Below are 16,509 nucleotides of genomic sequence, written 5' to 3'. Positions count from 1 at the left end.
GCTTCGGTGCGGCATTCACGATTCGTCAGCCTCGGTGCGGCATCCTGTGAAGGAATGAAACGTGCCCTTGCCTTAGGCGGCCTGACGGCCCTGCTGATGTCCTGCTCGCCCGCTCCGGTGAAGTTGAACGATATGACGGTCGACCTGGGGCAGGCCACGTCCACCACCGTGACCCAGTCCTTTGGTGGAACCTGGCGCGTGACCGGCGTGCCACTGTGGCTGAGCGTGAACCGCGAGACCGGCTCGGGCGCGGTGGCGTTGACCGTGACGGCGGATCGCAACGCCGTGACCCCGCTGCAGGCTGACCGCCCCACCCTGACAGACACCTTCAAGGTGGAATGGACGGCCGCCGACGGGCAGACCAGCGGTACGGCGCTGGTGAAGGTGAGCGCTGCGCAGTACACGCTGAGCGGCCGCGTACAGGAGCAGGCCAGCGTGAGCGCCGCCGATACGCTGGGCACCCCGGCGCTGAACTCGGGCGCAGCCGGCGAGTCCAACGGCATCATCGTGACGTACCGCTCGGGAACCCTCCGGGACGCGGTGCTGAGCAGCGACGGGCTCCAGGCGCAGAGCGCACCGGCCAGCTCTGCCGGGCGTAGTGCCGCGACCCTTCAGGAACTGGGGGTCACGCGCCCGCAGAAACGCGCCCTGACGGGTCAGAGTCTGGTGCTCAGCGTGCCGGCCACCCGCCAGGCCCTGGACACCCTGCGACGTGACCCGAACGTCGAGCGGGCGGTGCCCAACCGCGTCCTGCACGTTCTTTCCACGGGAACAGGCCAGGCACCCATGACCGGGCAGACGCTGGCCGCCCCGCTGCTGCCCACCGACCAGTACGCCCCCTTGCAGTGGGCCTTTACGCTGATGGGCTACCGGGCGGTGTGGCGCGACATGGAAGCCGGCAAGTACACCCGGCCGGTCACGGTGGCGGTGCTGGACAGCGGCGTGCGCTTCGAGCACCCGGACCTGGCCGGAAAGCTGTATGGCCCCAAAGAAGGCGCGCTGGACTTCGTGGACGGCGACACGGATCCCACCGACCCGGGCGCGCCCGACAGCCTGGGGGATCGGGCCACGCACGGTACGCACGTCACCGGCATCATCGCGGCCAACTGGGGGCAGAATGCTGCGCCTATCTGCGCCGGGTGCAGCCCCACGGGTGTGGTCGGCGCAAGCTACCGCGCTCCCGTCAAGGTGCTGCCCCTGCGCGTTCTGGGGAGCCAGGGCACCGATGTGGCCACCCTCACGACGGCCCTGCAATACGCCGCCGGTCAGGCCGTTCCCTTCCCCGCGCCCACCGCGCAGAATCCCAAGCCGCCGCAGGTGACCAACCCGCACCCGGCCCAGGTCATCAACCTCAGCCTGGGTGGGCCAGACCTGACCAGCGAGGAAGCGGCCCCCATGTGCGAGGCCATCGCCGCGGCCCGCGAGAGGGGCGTGCTGACCTTCGCCGCCGCCGGCAACGACAGCAGCGCCACGCCCTATTACCCTGCCGCCTGCCCGGCCGCCGTGGCGGTCGGCAGCGTCACCCTGTCCGGCGGCAGCGCCCCCGTCAAAGCGTGGTACAGCAACCACTACCCCAAGGTGGAACTCAGTGCGCCGGGTGGCGCGTCCCTGGGGGCCAGCCACCTCAACGGCGGCACCCTGAACGGCCAGCCTTTCCCGGACGACATCTTCAGTACCGCCTGGAACTACCAGAAAAACGAGCCGTCCTACCAGGCCATGGCGGGCACCAGCCAGGCCACCCCGCAGGCCAGCGCCCTGGCGGCCCTGCTGCTCAGCAAGGGCGTGACGACCGGGGCCGAGGCCACCCTGGCCCGCATGAAAAGCACCGCCACCGACCTGGGGGCTGCCGGATCGGACGACCTGTTCGGTGCCGGCATGCTCAATGCCGCCGCCGCCCTGAACGCCCCCGCTGTCAGCGACATGCTGGGCCTGCGTCTTCAGGACGCCCAGGGCCGCACCTTCCAGCCGGCCCTGAACACCCTGGGCCAGTTCACCGCTTACGTCGGTGATGGCATCTACCAGGTGATCGGGGGACGCGACCACGACGGCAACGGCATTTACGGCGAGGTGCAGGAACCCCGCGCCAGCAAACAGGTGACCCTGGGTTCCTCGCTGCCTGCCGTGAATGTGGGTTCACTCGTTCCGCAATGAACGAAGCGCCCAGATAACCTGTAAAAACCAGCAGCAGGCCACCTCATCTTCGGGGTGGCCTGCTGCTGGTCAGGCCTGGCGCGTTCCTTTATCTGGACTTATTTCACCTGGGCCGACAGGGTGGTGATGCCCCTGGCGATGTCGTTTACCGTGCGCCAGTTGCTGCCGGGCACGTCCTGCACGACGCTGGCCGAGGCACTGGCGCTGGTGGGCAGGCTGACGCCCGAGGTGCGGCCGGCCAGTTCCAGCACATTCCAGCCGGCGCGGGTTCGGGTGTCAACGCTGACGGTCAAGCGGCTGATGGTGTCGGGCGAGTTGATCAGCTTCGTGCAGTCCAGCTCACCTTTCAGGGTGGTCGCCTGATCGGTGTACACCCAGGCATGGCCCTTGAAGGCCAGGTGAGGCGGCAGGAACTTCAGGTCGGTGCTCAAGGTCATGACCTGCATGGTCGCGCCGGAGCGGGTGGCCTGCAGTTCCGCGAAACCAAAAGCCCTGGTGCCCGGCGTCCCCGAAGTCAGGGTACCCTCACAGCCGAGTTGCCCCAGCACAGTGTCGGCGGAAACCAGACTGCCAGCCAGTTTGTCCGGTGTGGGCAGCGGCAGCGTGAAACTGCCGTCTGCCGCGATGCTGGCGCTGGACAGCGTGGCCGCGCCGGCCGACACACCGTCCCGCAGCTCAATGGTGCCCGTGCCCGTCCCGCTGCTGACCTTGCCGGTAATCTGCACGATGGCCGGATCGCTGGGCTGCGGGGCGGGGGGGGTGGTCTGACAGGCCGTGAACAGCAGGCCGAGCGGCAACAGCGGAATGAGCTTCTTCATGGCCTGTCGAGCTTACCTTGCGGCTATGTGTATTGCCTTATTCCTTTCTGACGTTCTTGCAGTGTAGGTCAGTCGGTGAGGGCCTGCCTCTGGGACTTTTCCTTCAGTCCTTCACCCGGATGACTGTGCGCCCGCGCACGTGTCCGGCCAGAATCTGCTGCGCCAGGTCAGGCACATCGTCCAGCGCGTGAACGTGCGTCACGGTGTCCAGTTTGCCCTCCGGCAAATCGGCAGAGAGCCGCTGCCACGCCAGTTTGCGGCGGGCGCTGGGGCAGGTGTTCGAGTCGATGCCCGCCAGCGTCACCCCACGCAGGATAAAGGGAAACACCGTGGCGGGCAGGTCGACGCCCCCGGCGTTTCCGCACGCGGCCACCGTGCCGTGCGTGCGTGTGCTCGCCAGCGCCGCCGCCAGGGTGGTGCTGCCCACGTTGTCGATCACGCCCGCCCAGCGCTCCTTTTCCAGCGGGCGTTTCAGGGCCGTCAATTCGTCGCGGTGGATGATCTGCCCGGCGCCCAGGTGCCGCAGGTACTCGGCCTCGTCGGGGCGGCCCGTGCTGGCCGTCACGTTGAACCCCGCCGTGGCCAGCAGGCTCACGGCGGTGCTGCCCACGCCCCCCGCCGCGCCCGTCACCAGCACCTCGCCCTGATCTGGTTTCACGCCGTGATCCTCCAGGGCCATCAGCGCCAGCATGGCCGTCAGGCCCGCCGTACCCACGCTCATGGCCCACTCGGTCGTGCGGCCCGCCGGGAGCGGCACCAGGTGCTCGGCATTCACGCGGGCCAGCTCGGCAAATCCGCCGTCGTGGCGCTCGCCCAGGCCCCAGCCTGTGGCGATCACGATGTCACCCGGTTTGAACGCTGCCGTAGCGCAGGTCAGCACCTCGCCCACCAGGTCGATGCCGGGCGTCATGGGGTAGGTTTTGAGGATGCCGGGGCGGCCCCCCACCGCCAGGCCATCCTTGTAATTCAAGCTGCTGAAGTGCACGCGAATCAGGGTATCCGCCTCCGGCAGGGCACTCGTGGGCAGCACTTGAAACTCCGGGCGCACGCCGGCGTCGTCTTTCACCATACGCAGCGCACGGAACGACTCGGGCAAAACAGGGTTGGTCATGGGTAAACCTCCAGAAAGGGAATGTGCCCGCAGGGTAGCGCGGCCCGCGTGGGAAAACGAGCAGGGGCATAAAGAGGGTCGCTGTACAAAGGGCCGCTGCACAAGGAATCGCTGTGGCCCGCGCTGGCTGCCTGCGCAACTTTAGGTGGTTGGTTCGGTGCCCTTCTTCCCGCTATTCTCGCCCGGTGCGTCGCCCGCTTGTCATTACGCTCCTTGTCCTGGCAGGTCTGCTGGCCCTGGTGTCTCCCGCCATTCCCGCCCTGCTGCGTTACGGCACGCTGCCCCGCAAGGCCGACCGCCCGCTGAATGTCGTGCTGGCGGGCATGGACGTGGATTACGACTGGACGGCCTCCACCTGGCCCTACCCGCCCAAACCGCTTGATTTCACGACCCGCACCGACACGCTGATGCTGGCGCAGGTTCACCCGGACGGCAAAGTTAACCTGCTGAGCATCCCGCGTGACACCTGGGTGAACATTCCCGGTTACGGCTGGGGAAAAATCAACGGCGCGAACGTCCATGGCGGGGCAGACATGCTCATGAACACCGTGCAGCAGTTCACGGGCGTCCCGGTGGACGGGTACGTGTTCATGTCGCTCAGTGCCGTACGCGACCTGACCAACGCGGCTGGGGGCGTCACCGTGGACGTGCCGACCCGCATGAAGTACGACGACAATGCCGGGCACCTGCATATCGACCTGCAACCCGGCCGACAACACCTGAACGGCGAAGAGGCCGAGGGCTTCCTGCGCTTCCGGCACGACAACCTGTCCGACATCGGGCGCGTCGGGCGCCAGCAGATGTTCATGACTGCCCTGCTGGGCCGCGTAAAAAATCCCCTCAACTTCTGGCGGCTGCCCGCCATGGTCGGGGCCATGAACCGCAACACCAGAAGCAGCCTGACCCGCGCTCAGGTCGGCGCCCTGCTCGGCGCGGCGCTGGGCGGCCCGAAAGTCAACGCCCAGACCGTTCCGGGCAGCTTCGGCCAGGGCGGCACCTGGGTCGCCAACCGCGCCGAGCTGCGCACCATCATGCAGCGCGACTTCCGCGACCCGGGCGACCCCCGCACCCTCAGCGTTACCATCGGGAACGCCGCCGCGCCGAACGGCAGCGCCAAACGCACCAAAGCCAGGCTGGAGGGCCTGGGCTACACCAACGTCACCATCCTCGACGTGCCGCGCGTGGATTCCCCCACCACCACCATCACCGGAACAGGCGCGGCCCGTGTGCAGCAGGCCCTCGGTTTCGGGCAGGTGCAACCCGGCACGCCCCAGGCCGGCGCAGACATCAGCATTCAGCTGGGCGCCGACACGCCTGCCAATTGAAAAGTTAATCCTGCAAAATCTAATCAAGGGAATCCAGTCAAGGGAACGAACTTATCCCCGGCCATGCGCCACAATGCCTGACATGAGTGCCCCAAGGCAAAGGCCCCAGACGATGGCCGAGAAAATCCTCTCGCGGCGCGGCGAGCAGACCGTGTACGCCGGTGATCTGGCGGTGGTGGAGGTGGATCAGGTGATGGTCGTGGATTCCATCGCCCAGAGTTTCATCGAGCGGATGGAACGCGACCTGAACGCCCGGCCGAAATACCCGGAGCGCGTGAGTATCGTCATCGACCACGTGGCGCCGGCCAGCACCGTGTCGGTGGCGCAGGCGCAGAAAGAGGCGCGCGAGTACGCCGCGAAGACGGGCGTGCAGCTTTTCGACGTGGGGCGCGGCATCTGCCACCAGGTGCTGATGGAAGAGGGCCTGGCGAAACCGGGCTGGATCGTGCTGGGCAGCGACAGCCACAGCACCACTTACGGGGCCGTGGCGGCGTTTGGCAGCGGCATGGGGGCCACCGACATCGCGCTGGCCGCTGCAAGCGGCAAAACCTGGCTGCGCGTGCCGGACAGCGTGAAAGTCAACCTGAGTGGCGAACTGCGCCCCGGCGTGAGCGCCAAGGACGTGGCCCTGGAGATGATCCGCGTGCTGGGGGCAGACGGAGCCACCTACCAGAGCGTGGAGATTCACGCCGGTGACCGGTTTACCCGTGGCGAACGCATGACGCTGGCGAACCTGTGCGTGGAAGCCGGCGCGAAAGCCGGCCTGGTGGTGCCCGGCGGCGAAATATTGACCGCTTACGGGTACGACGTGCCCGCGTGGGTCTATCCGGACGAGGGGGCCACCTATGTGCAGGAAATCACCATCGACCTGGGCACGCTGAACCCCCGCATGAGCGCCCCCAGCGAAGTGGACAACGTTCACGACGTTTCCGAACTGCGTGGCCAGTTGCGCGGCCTGAAAGTCGATCAGGTATTCATCGGCACCTGTACCAACGGACGCATTGAAGACCTGCGCGAAGCCGCCGCCGTGCTGAAAGGCCGCAGGGTCGCGCCCGGTACGCGACTGCTGGTGATTCCCGCCAGCAGTCAGGTGATGGAACAGGCCTTGCTGGACGGCACGCTGCTGACCCTGCAACAGGCCGGAGCGGTGCTGGGCACCCCCGGTTGCGGCCCGTGCATGGGGCGGCACCAGGGTGTGCTGGCCCCCGGCGAGGTGTGCGTCAGCACCAGCAACCGCAACTTCATTGGGCGCATGGGCGACAAGGACGCCAGGATTTACCTGGCCTCGCCCGCCGTGGCCGCCGCCACCGCCGTGAAGGGCGAAATCGCGCTGCCGGATGATGTCCGTGAGGCGGTCGGGGCCTAGAGCATTTGCCAGAAGATAGCCAGAAGATAGAAAGCCTTCTTCTGGCCGACTGGCACAGCAGGAAGTGGCGGCCTCCGGGTGCCCTTACACTTCTACCGGTCACTCCCAGAAGTCGAGAAGCTAGAACTCAGGCCGTCGAGGGATTAACAGTCCTCTCGACGGCCTGACTCGTGATTTTTCGACCTACTATCAAACGATAGGCGTTTTCAGCACCCCGATTCCATCGACTTCCACTTCCACCACGTCGCCTTTTTGCAGCGGGCCGACCCCTTCAGGCGTTCCCGTCAGGACGACGTCTCCTGGCTCCAATGTCACGTATCTGGTGATGTACACGAGAATCTGCACCACGTCGAAAATCATGTGACTGGTGCGCCCGTCCTGGCGCGTTTCGCCGTTCACGCGCAGTTGCACGCGCACGTCCGCCGGATTCAGTTGCGTTTCCAGCCACGGCCCCAGCGGGCAGAACTTATCCGCCGCTTTGGCCCGGAACCACTGCAAGTCGGGCTTCTGGAGGTCGCGGGCCGTCAGGTCCAGCCCACACGTGTACCCCAGCACGGCGCCCAGCGCGTCGTCGGGTTTCAGCTGGCTGGCGCGCTGGCCGATCACCAGGGCCAACTCGCCCTCGTAATGAAAATTCTGCGTCCAGGTGGGGTACTCGACGCTTTCGTCGGGGTTCGCCAGGGCGTTCGGCCCTTTCAGAAAAATGCCCGGTTCACGCGGCAGGTCGCCCGTGTCGTTGCCCAGTTCCTTGATGTGATTCACGTAATTGCGGCCCACGCACACGATTTTCGTGGGTTCCGCCGGGGCCAGCAGCTTCGCGCCTTCCAGCGGGGCCGTTTCGCCGGTACGGGCGCCCGCCATGCCGCGCGTGAAGTGAATAACGTCTCCCTCGGCCTGCCCCCACTGCGGCTGTCCATCCACTTCCACTCGAACTATTCGCATACAGAAAGGATAAGGGACAAAAGGGGTAGCTCAAAAATGCCGAAAGCAGGGGGCAGAAGTTCGATGCGCTGTCTGACTCATGTTTTTCCTGTGCCGGTCACCCCGGGATTCTTTCGTTAGCCCCGGTTTAACCGCGTCCCGGCATGCTCGGCGCGTGGCCGGAAGTGGAACCCCCGCGTCACCTTCACCCCCGTTTCCCAGTCAAAAGGAGTTTCACATGAAAAAGGATGTTTTGGCCCGTTTACCGTTAATTGCTTTGGCGGCTTTGCCCCTCACGGTGGGTCTGGTGGTCGCGCAGACGAGCAGCAGTGCCAGTAGCAGTGCCAGCCCCTCGGCTCCGCAGCGCGTGCAGCCGCTGCAACCTGGGCAGCGCAACCAGCAGAATCAACAGAACCAGCAGGTTCAGCCACGTCAGCAGAGTGGCACGAATTACGCGAACGTGTTCCTTCAGAAACTGGCCGCGCAACTGGGCATCAGTGTGGATCGCCTGAAGGCCGCCGCGCAGGCCGCTGGAAAAAGCACCCTCGAACAGGGCGTCAAGTCCGGGGATTTCCCGGCGGAGATGGCGCAGAACATGACGCAGCGCCTTCAGGACGACCCCTTCGCGCTGGCTGGTGGACGTGGGGGACACGGCCTGCGCGGCGGGAAGGGCCACGACGATAATTTCAGTGGGCCTGGCAACGCCCGGGGTTTTCAGGGTAACCCGTCCGACCAGCAGATGGGCCGGGGCAGTGCTGATCGGGGCGGTGCTGACCGGCAGGGTGCTCGCGGTGGGTTCGGGCAGGCCGTGACGGCGGCCGTGGCCAAAGCGCTGAACCTGACCGAGCAGCAACTGTTCACGCAACTTCAGGGCGGGCAGAGCGTCGCGCAACTCGCGCAGGCCAGGGGCGTCAGCACCGCCACCCTGCACACCGTCGCCGTGAACGCCCTGAAAACCCAGCTTCAGGCCGACGTGAGCGCCGGACGCCTCACGCAGGCCCAGGCCGCGCAGATGGTCACGCAGGCGCAGGCCGACCCCAACTTCGGCCTGAACTTCGGGCGCGGTGGCCGGCGCGGTCAGGACGAACAGGGCGATACAGAGACGCCGGGCGACACCACCACGGATTGAGCCAGCCAGTCAGGGCAGCTTTACCAGGGAAAGAGAGGAAGGTCACAGCGGGGATGCTGTGACCTTCCTGTATTGGTGCTGATACGCTTTTCGCGCCTTCCCTGCTAGGGGGGGCGTCAACGCTCGGGTGTCCGGTTCACTCCTGACTGGTGATGAACGGCAGGTTGCGGTCGTACTGCGCCCGGTCCAGACCGTACCCGAACACGAAGGCGTCAGGAATGGTGAACCCCAGGTAATCCACCGGCACCTCCACTTTGCGGCGGCTGGGTTTGCTGAGCAGCGCCGCCACGCGCAGGCTGGCCGGGCCACGCCCCTCGAGGTAGTGCAGCAGGTAATTCATGGTGATCCCGGAATCCACGATGTCGTCCACCAGCACGACATGCCGGTCGCTGATGGGGAATTGCAGATCTTTGACGAGTTTCACCTCACCGCTGCTCTGCTTGGCGTCGCCGTAACTGCTGGTCTGCATAAAATCCAGGGTGCAGGGCACGTCCAGCGCGCGGACGAGGTCCGTGAAAAACATGAAGGCGCCGTTCAGCACGCAGATCAGGTGAGGCTCGTGACCTTCGTGATCCTTGCGGATGCTGGCGGCCAGTTCGTGAATGCGGGCCTTGAGTTGTTCGGGGCTGATCTGCACGGGGCCATGACTGGGGGCGAGGCTCATATGCGCTCAGGCTAACATGCCCGCCCTGCGCCGCGCCTGTCCTCCGTATACTCCGCTGCATGACATTCTGTGTGCCTGACCTTGATTTCAGCCATGTTCCCGGGGTGCTGGGCCGCATCGTGCAGGAGCGCGTGCAGGATTACCAGGACGCGGACGCGGCGCTGGGGGAAGCCCGCCCGGCAGCGCGGCGCTTCGAGGCGGCGCTGCGCCAGCCGGGCCTCTCTCTGATCGCCGAGGTGAAACGCGCCAGCCCCAGCCAAGGTGCCATCGCGCCGCTCGATCCGGCCACGGCGGCCCGGGAGTACGCGCGGGGCGGCGCGCAGGCCATCAGTTGCCTGACTGAACCCCGGCACTTCGGCGGCAGTCGGAAGGCGCTGCTGGAGGTGGTGCAGGCCGTTTCCCTGCCCGTGATTCGCAAGGATTTCGTGGTTCACCCGGCCATGCTGCGCGAGGCTGCCGACTGGGGCGCCTCCGCTGCGCTGCTGATGGTCAGCGTGCTGGGCAACGCCACGGGTGAATATTTCAGGATGGCCGAACACCTGGGCCTGGACGCGCTGGTGGAAGTCCACGACGAAGCCGAACTGGAACTGGCCCTCGAAGTTCACCCGCGCATCATCGGCGTGAACAACCGCGACCTCAAGACCCTCAGCATCGACCTCGGCCAGAGTCCGCGCCTGATTCGCCTGGCGCGTGAACGCGGGTTTACCGGCGTCCTGGTGGCGGAAAGTGGATACGCGACTCCGCGTGATCTGGCTGGGGTTCACGACCTGGCCGACGCCGTGCTGGTAGGCAGCAGCCTGGCGGGCAGCGGCAACCTGGCGCAGGCCGCGCAGAACTTGATGGCCCGGTGAGGGTGAAGGCCGCCCTGACTTTCCTGGGAACGGCTGACAGCAAGGGCGTACCGCGCTTCTGGTGCAACTGCCCGGTTTGCTGGGAGGCGCGGGGAACGGGGGTGAACCGGCGCACCCACACCGCCCTCGCGACAGCCTGACCATCACGCCCTAACCGCTTTTCTGCACACCTAAAAAAACCGCCCCCACAACGGATGCGGCCCCAGCGGACTTGTCCTCAGCCTTTCACGGCCCCGGCAGTCAGGCCCGACACGATGTTGCGCTGGAACACCAGCACCAGCACGATCAGGGGAATGGTCACGATGACGCTGGCGGCCATGATCTGCCCGAACGGGTTCTCGTACTGCGAAGCCCCGGAGAACTGCCCAATGGCGACGGGCACGGTCTTGGCGGCGTTGCTGGAGGTGAACGTCAGGGCGAACAGGAACTCGTTCCAGGCGTTGATGAAGGCCAGCAGGCCGGTGGTGACCAGCGCAGGCGTCATGACCGGTAGCAGCACCTTGAACAGCGTGGTGAGCGGACTGGCGCCGTCCACGTAGGCGGCTTCCTCCAGTTCGGTGGGAATTTCCCGCACGAAACTGGTGAGCGTCCACACCGTGAAAGGCAGCGTAAAGATCATGTAGGACAGCATCAGGCCAAAGACGTTGTTGTACAGGCCGAGCGCCCGGATGGTGGTGTACATGCCGCCCAGCACCGCGATCTGCGGAAACACGCTGACCCCCAGGATCAGGTACATCAGCACGCTTTTGCCTTTGAAACGGAATTTTCCCAGGGCGTAGGCGGCCAGCAGCGACAGCAGCAGGCTCAGCAGCACCGTGCCGCTGGCGACCACCAGCGAGTTCATCAGGTTGCGTCCGAACGGCTGGCCGGAAAACACCATGCGGTAGTTCTCCCAGGTGAGCTGCGAGGGAACCCACTGCAAGGCCTCGGCTGACAGGCGGGCCGGCGAGGTGAAGCTGGTCTTCAGGGCCCAGTAGAACGGAAACAGCACATAGAACAGGATCACGACCACGGCGATCCAGAAAAGGGCCGTGACGAGGGCGCGGACGGCGGGGTTCTTGGAGTTCATCGGTCACGCTCCTCAGTCGAATTTCACGCGCAGGCTGGTCACGTAGATGACCGTGAAGATCATGATGATCAGGAAAATCAGCACGCTGATGGCCGAACCGAAGCCGAATTCGGCGTTGTTGATCATCTGCTGCCGGGCGTAGATGCTCATGGTCATGGTTTCCGGCGCGTTGCCTTTCACGATGTACGGCATGTCGAACACGCGCAGGGCGTCCAGCGTGCGGAAAATCAGGGCGACCAGCAGCGCGGGCGTGAGGAGGGGCAGGGTCAGGCTGAAAAACTGCCGCACCGGGCTGGCGCCGTCCACGTCGGCGGCCTCGTACATGTCACTGGGGATACTCTGCAAGCCCGCCAGCAGCAGCAGCGCCATGAAGGGCGCGGTTTTCCACACGTCTACCGCGACCAGCGCGGTCAGGGCCGTGTCGGGATTCGACAGGAAAGACTGACCGGGCTGCAACATGCCCAGCTTCTGGCCCCACTGGCTCAGGATGCCGTAGGAGTCGTTGTACATCCAGTTCCATACCTGGGCGCTGACCACCGTGGGAATGGCCCACGGCACCAGGATGGCCGTGCGCAGCAGCCCGCGTCCCCTGATCTTGGAGTTGATCACCAGCGCGAAAACCAGCCCCAGCACCGTTTCCAGCAGCACCGAGAAGATCGTGAATTTGCTGGTGTTCCACACCGACTGCCACCACTCCGGCGTTTGCAGGATGCCCAGGCCCACGCCTTCCTCGTTTGTGAACCAGTAGTTCTCCAGGCCGACGAACTTGGGCGGCGCGGCGCTGTTGATGTTGTACTCGAAAAACGACAGGTAGATGGTTCGGAAGAGAGGATATCCGGCCACCAGCAGCAGCACAATTAGCATGGGCAGCATCATCCACATGGCGACCCGCGCCCGTGATTCCGCGAGGCCCCGGACACGCTGCCCGGAAACTGTCTTGCTGGCCGGAGGTGGGGAAACTGGGGGGGGATTGGGCGTGGTGGTCATGACTCCTCCAGTAATCAGGACGTGAGGGCTTCGGGAACGCAGGCCGCCGGAACCTTCAGGCATATGGAAAAGAAAGCGGAGTGCCTCCAGTGTAGACACTCCGGCTTTCTCTAAACCCTCAGAGCAGCGAAGTTGTGGGGATGGAGGGACAGTCAGTGTGAACCGCCCCGGGCTCACGTCTTACCAGCCACGGCCTTTGGCGCGGGAAATCTGCGTTTCGGCATTTTTCAGGGCGGCTTCAGGGGTGGCCTTTTTGGTCAGGACGCTGTAAACGGCGGTGGCAAAGGCGTCCGAGACCTGGTTGTACTTCAGGCCCGTGACGGTGGCGGGGCGGGCCACCGCGTTGATGAACACGTCGTACAGGCTGCCGAAGAACGGCACGGCTTTCAGTACGTCCTTGTCCTTGTACAGCGCGGGCATGGTGGGGTTGTAGCTGGCTTGTATGGCGCGGCGCTTCTGTTCTTCCTTGGCGGTCAGGTAGGCGACCAGGCTGGCGGCTTCCTTGGGGTGCTTGCTGTAGGCATTCACGGCCAGTTGCCAGCCGCCCAGCGTGGCCGAGGGCTTGCCGCCGGGGCCAGCGGGCAGGGCAGCCACACCGATCTTGCCTTTAATGGGGCTGCCGGCGGCCTGCCCGGCGTCATAGGCGTAAGGCCAGTTGCGCATGAAGGCCGAATTGCCGGCCTGCCAGATCTGCCGCGCCTCTTCTTCACCATAGGTGGTCACGGCGGCCGGGGAGATGGTGCCCACGAAGCCGGAAATGGTCTTCAGCGCGGCCGCGGCCCGGGGATTGTTGATGGTGATCTTGCCGTCGGGTTCCACGATACTGCCGCCCCCGAAGCTGTTGATCCACTCCAGGGCGTCGCAGGTCAGGCCCTCGTAATTCTTGCCCTGGAACACGAAACCCACGAACTTGGAATTGGTTTTCTTCTCGCCGGCCTGGATTTTGGCGGCCATGGTCTGCAATTCCGCCCAGGTTTTGGGGGGAGCCTTGTACCCGTACTTCTTCATCAGGTCCGTGCGGTAGTACAGCACACCGGCGTCCGTGAACCACGGCACGGCGATCAGTTTGCCGTTCACGGTGTTGTTCTCCACCATCGACGGGAAGTAGTCCTTCATCTGCGCGGCGGGAATCAGGCCCTTGAGATCAAGGAGGTGCTGGCTGATCAGGCCGGGCCACACCACGTCCACCATGTACACGTCCACGTCGGATGCTTTGGCGCCGAGCTGCTGCTGGTACAGTGCCAGGCGCTGGTCGGTTTCCTTGGGCACCTGAAGGACGTTCACGGTGTTGCCCGTTTTCTTGGCCCAGGCGTCCGCGCCTTTCCTGCATTCGTCGTACCCGCTGCCCACCGAGTCGCAGGCGAAGCTCAGGGTCACGGCACTGGCCTGCGAGGCCACGGCGAGGCTGGCGGTCAGGCCGAGAAGGGTCAGCATTTTTTTCATAGGTCTCCCTTGGTGAAGCCAGCCTGACCGCCGGGCACACCCCATGCGGAAGCGGTTCCACTCATTGATGGTTATTAATGCTGGCAGGCTACACCCGCTTTTCGGGCGTGTCAATCATCACAAAATCCTGACAGCCCTTCCCCTGAGGTGTCGGAAATGGAATTCAGCCTGTCAGGCCCACAAATCTCTGGCTGGGATTTGTGGGCGGACTAGGCAGGCTCAGGCCGATTCGTCCCCGGGCGTGGTCTTGCTCGGATCGGTGGCCGCCCCACTGGCCGGCAGGCCCTCTTTCATGCTGCCGTAGGTGCTGGGGTTCCCGTTGCCGCCCTGTTCCACCGGGCGCGGATCCGTGGTCATGGATACTTGTTGCGCCTGAGACGTGCCCGCGCCGGCGTCCGCATTCGCGTCGCTGGCGTCCGGGTAGATGCCCTGTGTCACCGCATCCCCGGGGTCCTTCGGCGTGCCCGTGTTCCACTGTCCCTGATCGTTGATGGTTTCCTGCGGCACGTTTGCCCGCGCCTCACCGTTCGGTTTGCCCTCACCCATACGTCCTCCTAGCGTTTACGCGGTTCGGCAGTTACGCCCGGATTAATTTCCTCCTCCGGGAGGTTCTCCACCTGCTGGGCTTTTTCCTGCATGCCGGTCTGCTGCACGTCCTTGATGCTGCTCAGGTCGTCCGTGTCCTTATGTGCACCCTGCGGACTGCGTTCAGTTTGCCCTTGACGCGCACTCGGGTTGCCTTCTCCCATCTTCTTGCCCTCCTTTGTTTTAATGTTGTTGCCAGCGTAATTCAGCACAGCAGGCAGCAGGAAAAGGAACCCTTTAGGTCTTGCATAAGGAAACCCGCTGCCGGTGGTGGCAGCGGGTCAGGACACCTTGATGTTAATTCAGGTCGCGCAGGGTGTCGCGCATGATATTCAGGCCCGTCTCAGCGTCCTCGCGGGTCAGGATCAGCGGCGGGCTGATGCGGATCACGGCCTCGCCGCAGTCGAGGTTCAGGAGGCCCTTCTCGAACATCGCCATGCTGGCCCGGTCGCGCAGGGCGCCGTCGGGGCTGCCGTCCGGCTTCACGAATTCCAGGCCGATGAACAGGCCCTCGCCGCGCACGTCGCCCAGGAAAGGGAACTCGGCCTGCATCTTCTTCAGCTCGGCCAGGATGTAGTTGCCGACCTGCGTGGCGTTGTCCATCAGGCTCTCGCCGCAGCCGGGGTGCTTCACCACGCCTTCGAGCAGATCCAGCGTGGCGTGAGACGCGGCCGCCGCGACCGGGTTCCCGCCGTAGGTGCTGCCGTGCGACCCGACCGGCCAGGTCATGACGCTTTCCTTGGCGAGCAGGGCGCCCAGCGGCATGCCGGACGCGATGCCCTTGGCGGACGTGATGATATCCGGCTGGCAGTCTTGACCGTTGTTGCCGAAGTGCTGGTAGCTGAACATCTTCCCGGTGCGGCCCATGCCGGCCTGCACCTCGTCGAAGATCAGCAGGATGCCGTGCCTGTCGCACAGCGCGCGCAGCCCCGGCAGGAAGTCGGCGGGCGGCACGATGTACCCGCCCTCGCCCTGCATGGGTTCCACGATGATCGCGGCGACCTCGTCAGCGGGCAGGATGCCCACGAAGAGTTCCTCGATGTGCGCCAGGACGGCCTGACCGCAGGTTTCGGGCGTGCTGCCCAGCGGCGGCCGGAAGGGGTTCGGGTACGGCACGTGCGAGACAGCTGGCAGCAGCGGGCCGAAGCCGCGCTTGTACTTCGTCTTGCTGCCGGTCAGCGTGATGGCGCCGTACGTGCGGCCGTGGAAGGACCCCATGGTGGAGATGATGTGCTGGCGCCCGGTGTGGTTGCGGGCCAGTTTCACGGCCGCTTCCACGGCCTCCGCGCCGCTGTTGCTGAAGAACACGCGCCACTTCTCCCCGTCCTTCTCCACGTGTTTCACGAGGCGCTCGGCGAGGCTGGTGGTGATCTCCTGCGGGTAATCGGTCAGGCACACGTGCGTGAACTTCGTGATCTGCTCCTGCACGGCCTTCACCACGTGCGGGTGCGCGTGCCCGGTCGTGCTCACGGCGATCCCCGCGAAGAAGTCCAGCATGGTGTTCCCGTCCACGTCGGTGAGCCACACGCCCTCGCCGTGGTCCGGCACGAAGGGGTAGGGGCGCATGTATGACGTGGAGAGGTGCTGCGCGTCACGCGCCATGATCTCGGCCGTTTTCGGGCCGGGGAGCGCGGTTTTCAGTTCAGGCTGACGGGGTTTGGTCGCGGTGGTCATAAGTACTCCTTAATTGTACTGGGCTTGATTGTGTTCGACTTGAAAGAGGTGAACGGCCAAGCTGATGGGGAGCCAATCATTGCGGTGCAAAGTCTCCCATTCTGGAAAGAGAGGTTTGGGATCGGCACCCAGCCATTCAGCAACATTAAAGTCCAGATTCTCTAAAATTGGAGGCTTTTCCGCACATACTTCAAGGACGAGATCACGAAAGTGTGCCGATAAAATATCGTACTCTTCCGCTTTTGCCTTCCAATCAAGGGTCATGAAAACATGGATTATAGCGGAAACCCTGACGGCCTGACAAACTTTATGAGAGAGGACGTAAAACCAGCGTCCAGCCGACTTCCAGCAACGTAATGGGGTCAGAGCATTTCTTCTTCCGTTTGCCCAGAGGTTCTGGATCAGGCCCACCTGG

General features: G+C 64.8%; 16 protein-coding genes. 5 read left to right on the top strand and 11 right to left on the bottom strand.

All coding sequences use genetic code 11. The features are described 5' to 3' along the window. The first annotated feature begins 54 nt into the window (after nt 1-54). The gene (locus E5Z01_RS06900; RefSeq protein WP_135228702.1) at nt 55-2,151 is read left to right on the top strand and encodes a S8 family serine peptidase; all 2,097 of its coding nucleotides are present in this window, start codon (nt 55-57) and stop codon (nt 2,149-2,151) included. 98 nt (nt 2,152-2,249) lie between these two features. On the opposite strand, the gene E5Z01_RS06895 is transcribed toward E5Z01_RS06900, so the two are convergent. Both E5Z01_RS06895 and E5Z01_RS06890 read right to left on the bottom strand, forming a co-directional pair. Beyond that, a complete protein-coding gene (locus tag E5Z01_RS06895) occupies nt 2,250-2,969 on the bottom strand; it encodes a hypothetical protein (RefSeq protein WP_135228701.1) in 720 nt (239 codons plus the stop codon). Between the two features lie 103 nt (nt 2,970-3,072). Next, a complete protein-coding gene (locus E5Z01_RS06890) occupies nt 3,073-4,080 on the bottom strand; it encodes an MDR family oxidoreductase (RefSeq protein ID WP_135228700.1) in 1,008 nt (335 codons plus the stop codon). A gap of 185 nt (nt 4,081-4,265) precedes the next feature. On the opposite strand from E5Z01_RS06890, the gene E5Z01_RS06885 reads away from it, so the two are divergent. Both E5Z01_RS06885 and E5Z01_RS06880 read left to right on the top strand, forming a co-directional pair. After that, on the top strand, nt 4,266-5,405 hold the full coding sequence (locus tag E5Z01_RS06885; protein WP_135228699.1) for an LCP family protein: 1,140 nt from the start codon (nt 4,266-4,268) through the stop codon (nt 5,403-5,405). 82 nt (nt 5,406-5,487) lie between these two features. After that, nucleotides 5,488-6,771, top strand: a complete 1,284-nt coding sequence (locus E5Z01_RS06880; protein WP_167757808.1) for a 3-isopropylmalate dehydratase large subunit — start codon at nt 5,488-5,490, stop codon at nt 6,769-6,771. Between the two features lie 189 nt (nt 6,772-6,960). Here E5Z01_RS06880 and E5Z01_RS06875 read toward each other — a convergent pair whose 3' ends face one another. Then, nucleotides 6,961-7,713, bottom strand: coding sequence for a fumarylacetoacetate hydrolase family protein (locus tag E5Z01_RS06875; protein WP_135228697.1), 753 nt, complete (start codon nt 7,711-7,713; stop codon nt 6,961-6,963). A gap of 217 nt (nt 7,714-7,930) precedes the next feature. On the opposite strand from E5Z01_RS06875, the gene E5Z01_RS06870 reads away from it, so the two are divergent. Then, the gene (locus tag E5Z01_RS06870) at nt 7,931-8,821 is read left to right on the top strand and encodes a hypothetical protein (protein WP_135228696.1); all 891 of its coding nucleotides are present in this window, start codon (nt 7,931-7,933) and stop codon (nt 8,819-8,821) included. 136 nt (nt 8,822-8,957) lie between these two features. On the opposite strand, the gene hpt is transcribed toward E5Z01_RS06870, so the two are convergent. Further along, nucleotides 8,958-9,485 carry a hypoxanthine phosphoribosyltransferase gene (hpt, locus tag E5Z01_RS06865; protein ID WP_119766129.1) on the bottom strand — a complete coding sequence of 176 codons (528 nt, stop codon included), beginning with the start codon at nt 9,483-9,485 and terminating at the stop codon, nt 8,958-8,960. 59 nt (nt 9,486-9,544) lie between these two features. On the opposite strand from hpt, the gene trpC reads away from it, so the two are divergent. Next, nucleotides 9,545-10,336, top strand: coding sequence for an indole-3-glycerol phosphate synthase TrpC (trpC, locus tag E5Z01_RS06860; protein ID WP_135228695.1), 792 nt, complete (start codon nt 9,545-9,547; stop codon nt 10,334-10,336). Between the two features lie 217 nt (nt 10,337-10,553). Here trpC and E5Z01_RS06850 read toward each other — a convergent pair whose 3' ends face one another. The 7 genes from E5Z01_RS06850 to E5Z01_RS19745 all read right to left on the bottom strand — a co-directional run. Further along, nucleotides 10,554-11,405: a carbohydrate ABC transporter permease gene (locus tag E5Z01_RS06850; protein WP_135228694.1), complete on the bottom strand. Its 852-nt coding sequence runs from the start codon at nt 11,403-11,405 to the stop codon at nt 10,554-10,556. A gap of 12 nt (nt 11,406-11,417) precedes the next feature. Then, complete coding sequence (locus tag E5Z01_RS06845) at nt 11,418-12,392, bottom strand: carbohydrate ABC transporter permease (RefSeq protein WP_135228693.1); 975 nt, start codon at nt 12,390-12,392, stop codon at nt 11,418-11,420. A 180-nt stretch (nt 12,393-12,572) separates the two neighbouring features. Beyond that, nucleotides 12,573-13,835: an ABC transporter substrate-binding protein gene (locus E5Z01_RS06840; RefSeq protein WP_135228692.1), complete on the bottom strand. Its 1,263-nt coding sequence runs from the start codon at nt 13,833-13,835 to the stop codon at nt 12,573-12,575. 219 nt (nt 13,836-14,054) lie between these two features. Beyond that, nucleotides 14,055-14,381 (bottom strand): hypothetical protein, encoded by a 327-nt coding sequence (locus E5Z01_RS06835; RefSeq protein WP_135228691.1) that lies wholly within the window; start codon nt 14,379-14,381, stop codon nt 14,055-14,057. A gap of 8 nt (nt 14,382-14,389) precedes the next feature. Continuing rightward, nucleotides 14,390-14,632: a hypothetical protein gene (locus tag E5Z01_RS06830; protein WP_240738214.1), complete on the bottom strand. Its 243-nt coding sequence runs from the start codon at nt 14,630-14,632 to the stop codon at nt 14,390-14,392. A gap of 85 nt (nt 14,633-14,717) precedes the next feature. Then, nucleotides 14,718-16,094, bottom strand: a complete 1,377-nt coding sequence (locus E5Z01_RS06825; protein ID WP_135228690.1) for an acetyl ornithine aminotransferase family protein — start codon at nt 16,092-16,094, stop codon at nt 14,718-14,720. A 9-nt stretch (nt 16,095-16,103) separates the two neighbouring features. Beyond that, nucleotides 16,104-16,509, bottom strand: a 406-nt coding sequence (locus E5Z01_RS19745) for a hypothetical protein (protein ID WP_205750468.1), incomplete at its 5' end; no start/stop codon positions are given.

This window comes from Deinococcus fonticola, assembly GCF_004634215.1.
Lineage (GTDB): Bacteria > Deinococcota > Deinococci > Deinococcales > Deinococcaceae > Deinococcus > Deinococcus fonticola.
The sequence above is the reverse complement of the archived record's forward strand: the minus strand, read 5'-3'. Positions and strand labels throughout refer to the sequence as shown.

Excerpts from the sequence above, each read along its gene's own strand:
- E5Z01_RS06870 (WP_135228696.1), top strand. The coding sequence starts at position 7,931 with ATGAAAAAGGATGTTTTGGCCCGTTTACCGTTAATTGCTTTGGCGGCT.
- E5Z01_RS06825 (WP_135228690.1), bottom strand. The coding sequence starts at position 16,094 with ATGACCACCGCGACCAAACCCCGTCAGCCTGAACTGAAAACCGCGCTC.
- E5Z01_RS06880 (WP_167757808.1), top strand. The coding sequence starts at position 5,488 with ATGAGTGCCCCAAGGCAAAGGCCCCAGACGATGGCCGAGAAAATCCTC.
- E5Z01_RS06845 (WP_135228693.1), bottom strand. The coding sequence starts at position 12,392 with ATGACCACCACGCCCAATCCCCCCCCAGTTTCCCCACCTCCGGCCAGC.
- E5Z01_RS06895 (WP_135228701.1), bottom strand. The coding sequence starts at position 2,969 with ATGAAGAAGCTCATTCCGCTGTTGCCGCTCGGCCTGCTGTTCACGGCC.
- E5Z01_RS06900 (WP_135228702.1), top strand. The coding sequence starts at position 55 with ATGAAACGTGCCCTTGCCTTAGGCGGCCTGACGGCCCTGCTGATGTCC.
- hpt (WP_119766129.1), bottom strand. The coding sequence starts at position 9,485 with ATGAGCCTCGCCCCCAGTCATGGCCCCGTGCAGATCAGCCCCGAACAA.
- E5Z01_RS06875 (WP_135228697.1), bottom strand. The coding sequence starts at position 7,713 with ATGCGAATAGTTCGAGTGGAAGTGGATGGACAGCCGCAGTGGGGGCAG.
- trpC (WP_135228695.1), top strand. The coding sequence starts at position 9,545 with ATGACATTCTGTGTGCCTGACCTTGATTTCAGCCATGTTCCCGGGGTG.
- E5Z01_RS06835 (WP_135228691.1), bottom strand. The coding sequence starts at position 14,381 with ATGGGTGAGGGCAAACCGAACGGTGAGGCGCGGGCAAACGTGCCGCAG.
- E5Z01_RS06850 (WP_135228694.1), bottom strand. The coding sequence starts at position 11,405 with ATGAACTCCAAGAACCCCGCCGTCCGCGCCCTCGTCACGGCCCTTTTC.
- E5Z01_RS06890 (WP_135228700.1), bottom strand. The coding sequence starts at position 4,080 with ATGACCAACCCTGTTTTGCCCGAGTCGTTCCGTGCGCTGCGTATGGTG.
- E5Z01_RS06840 (WP_135228692.1), bottom strand. The coding sequence starts at position 13,835 with ATGAAAAAAATGCTGACCCTTCTCGGCCTGACCGCCAGCCTCGCCGTG.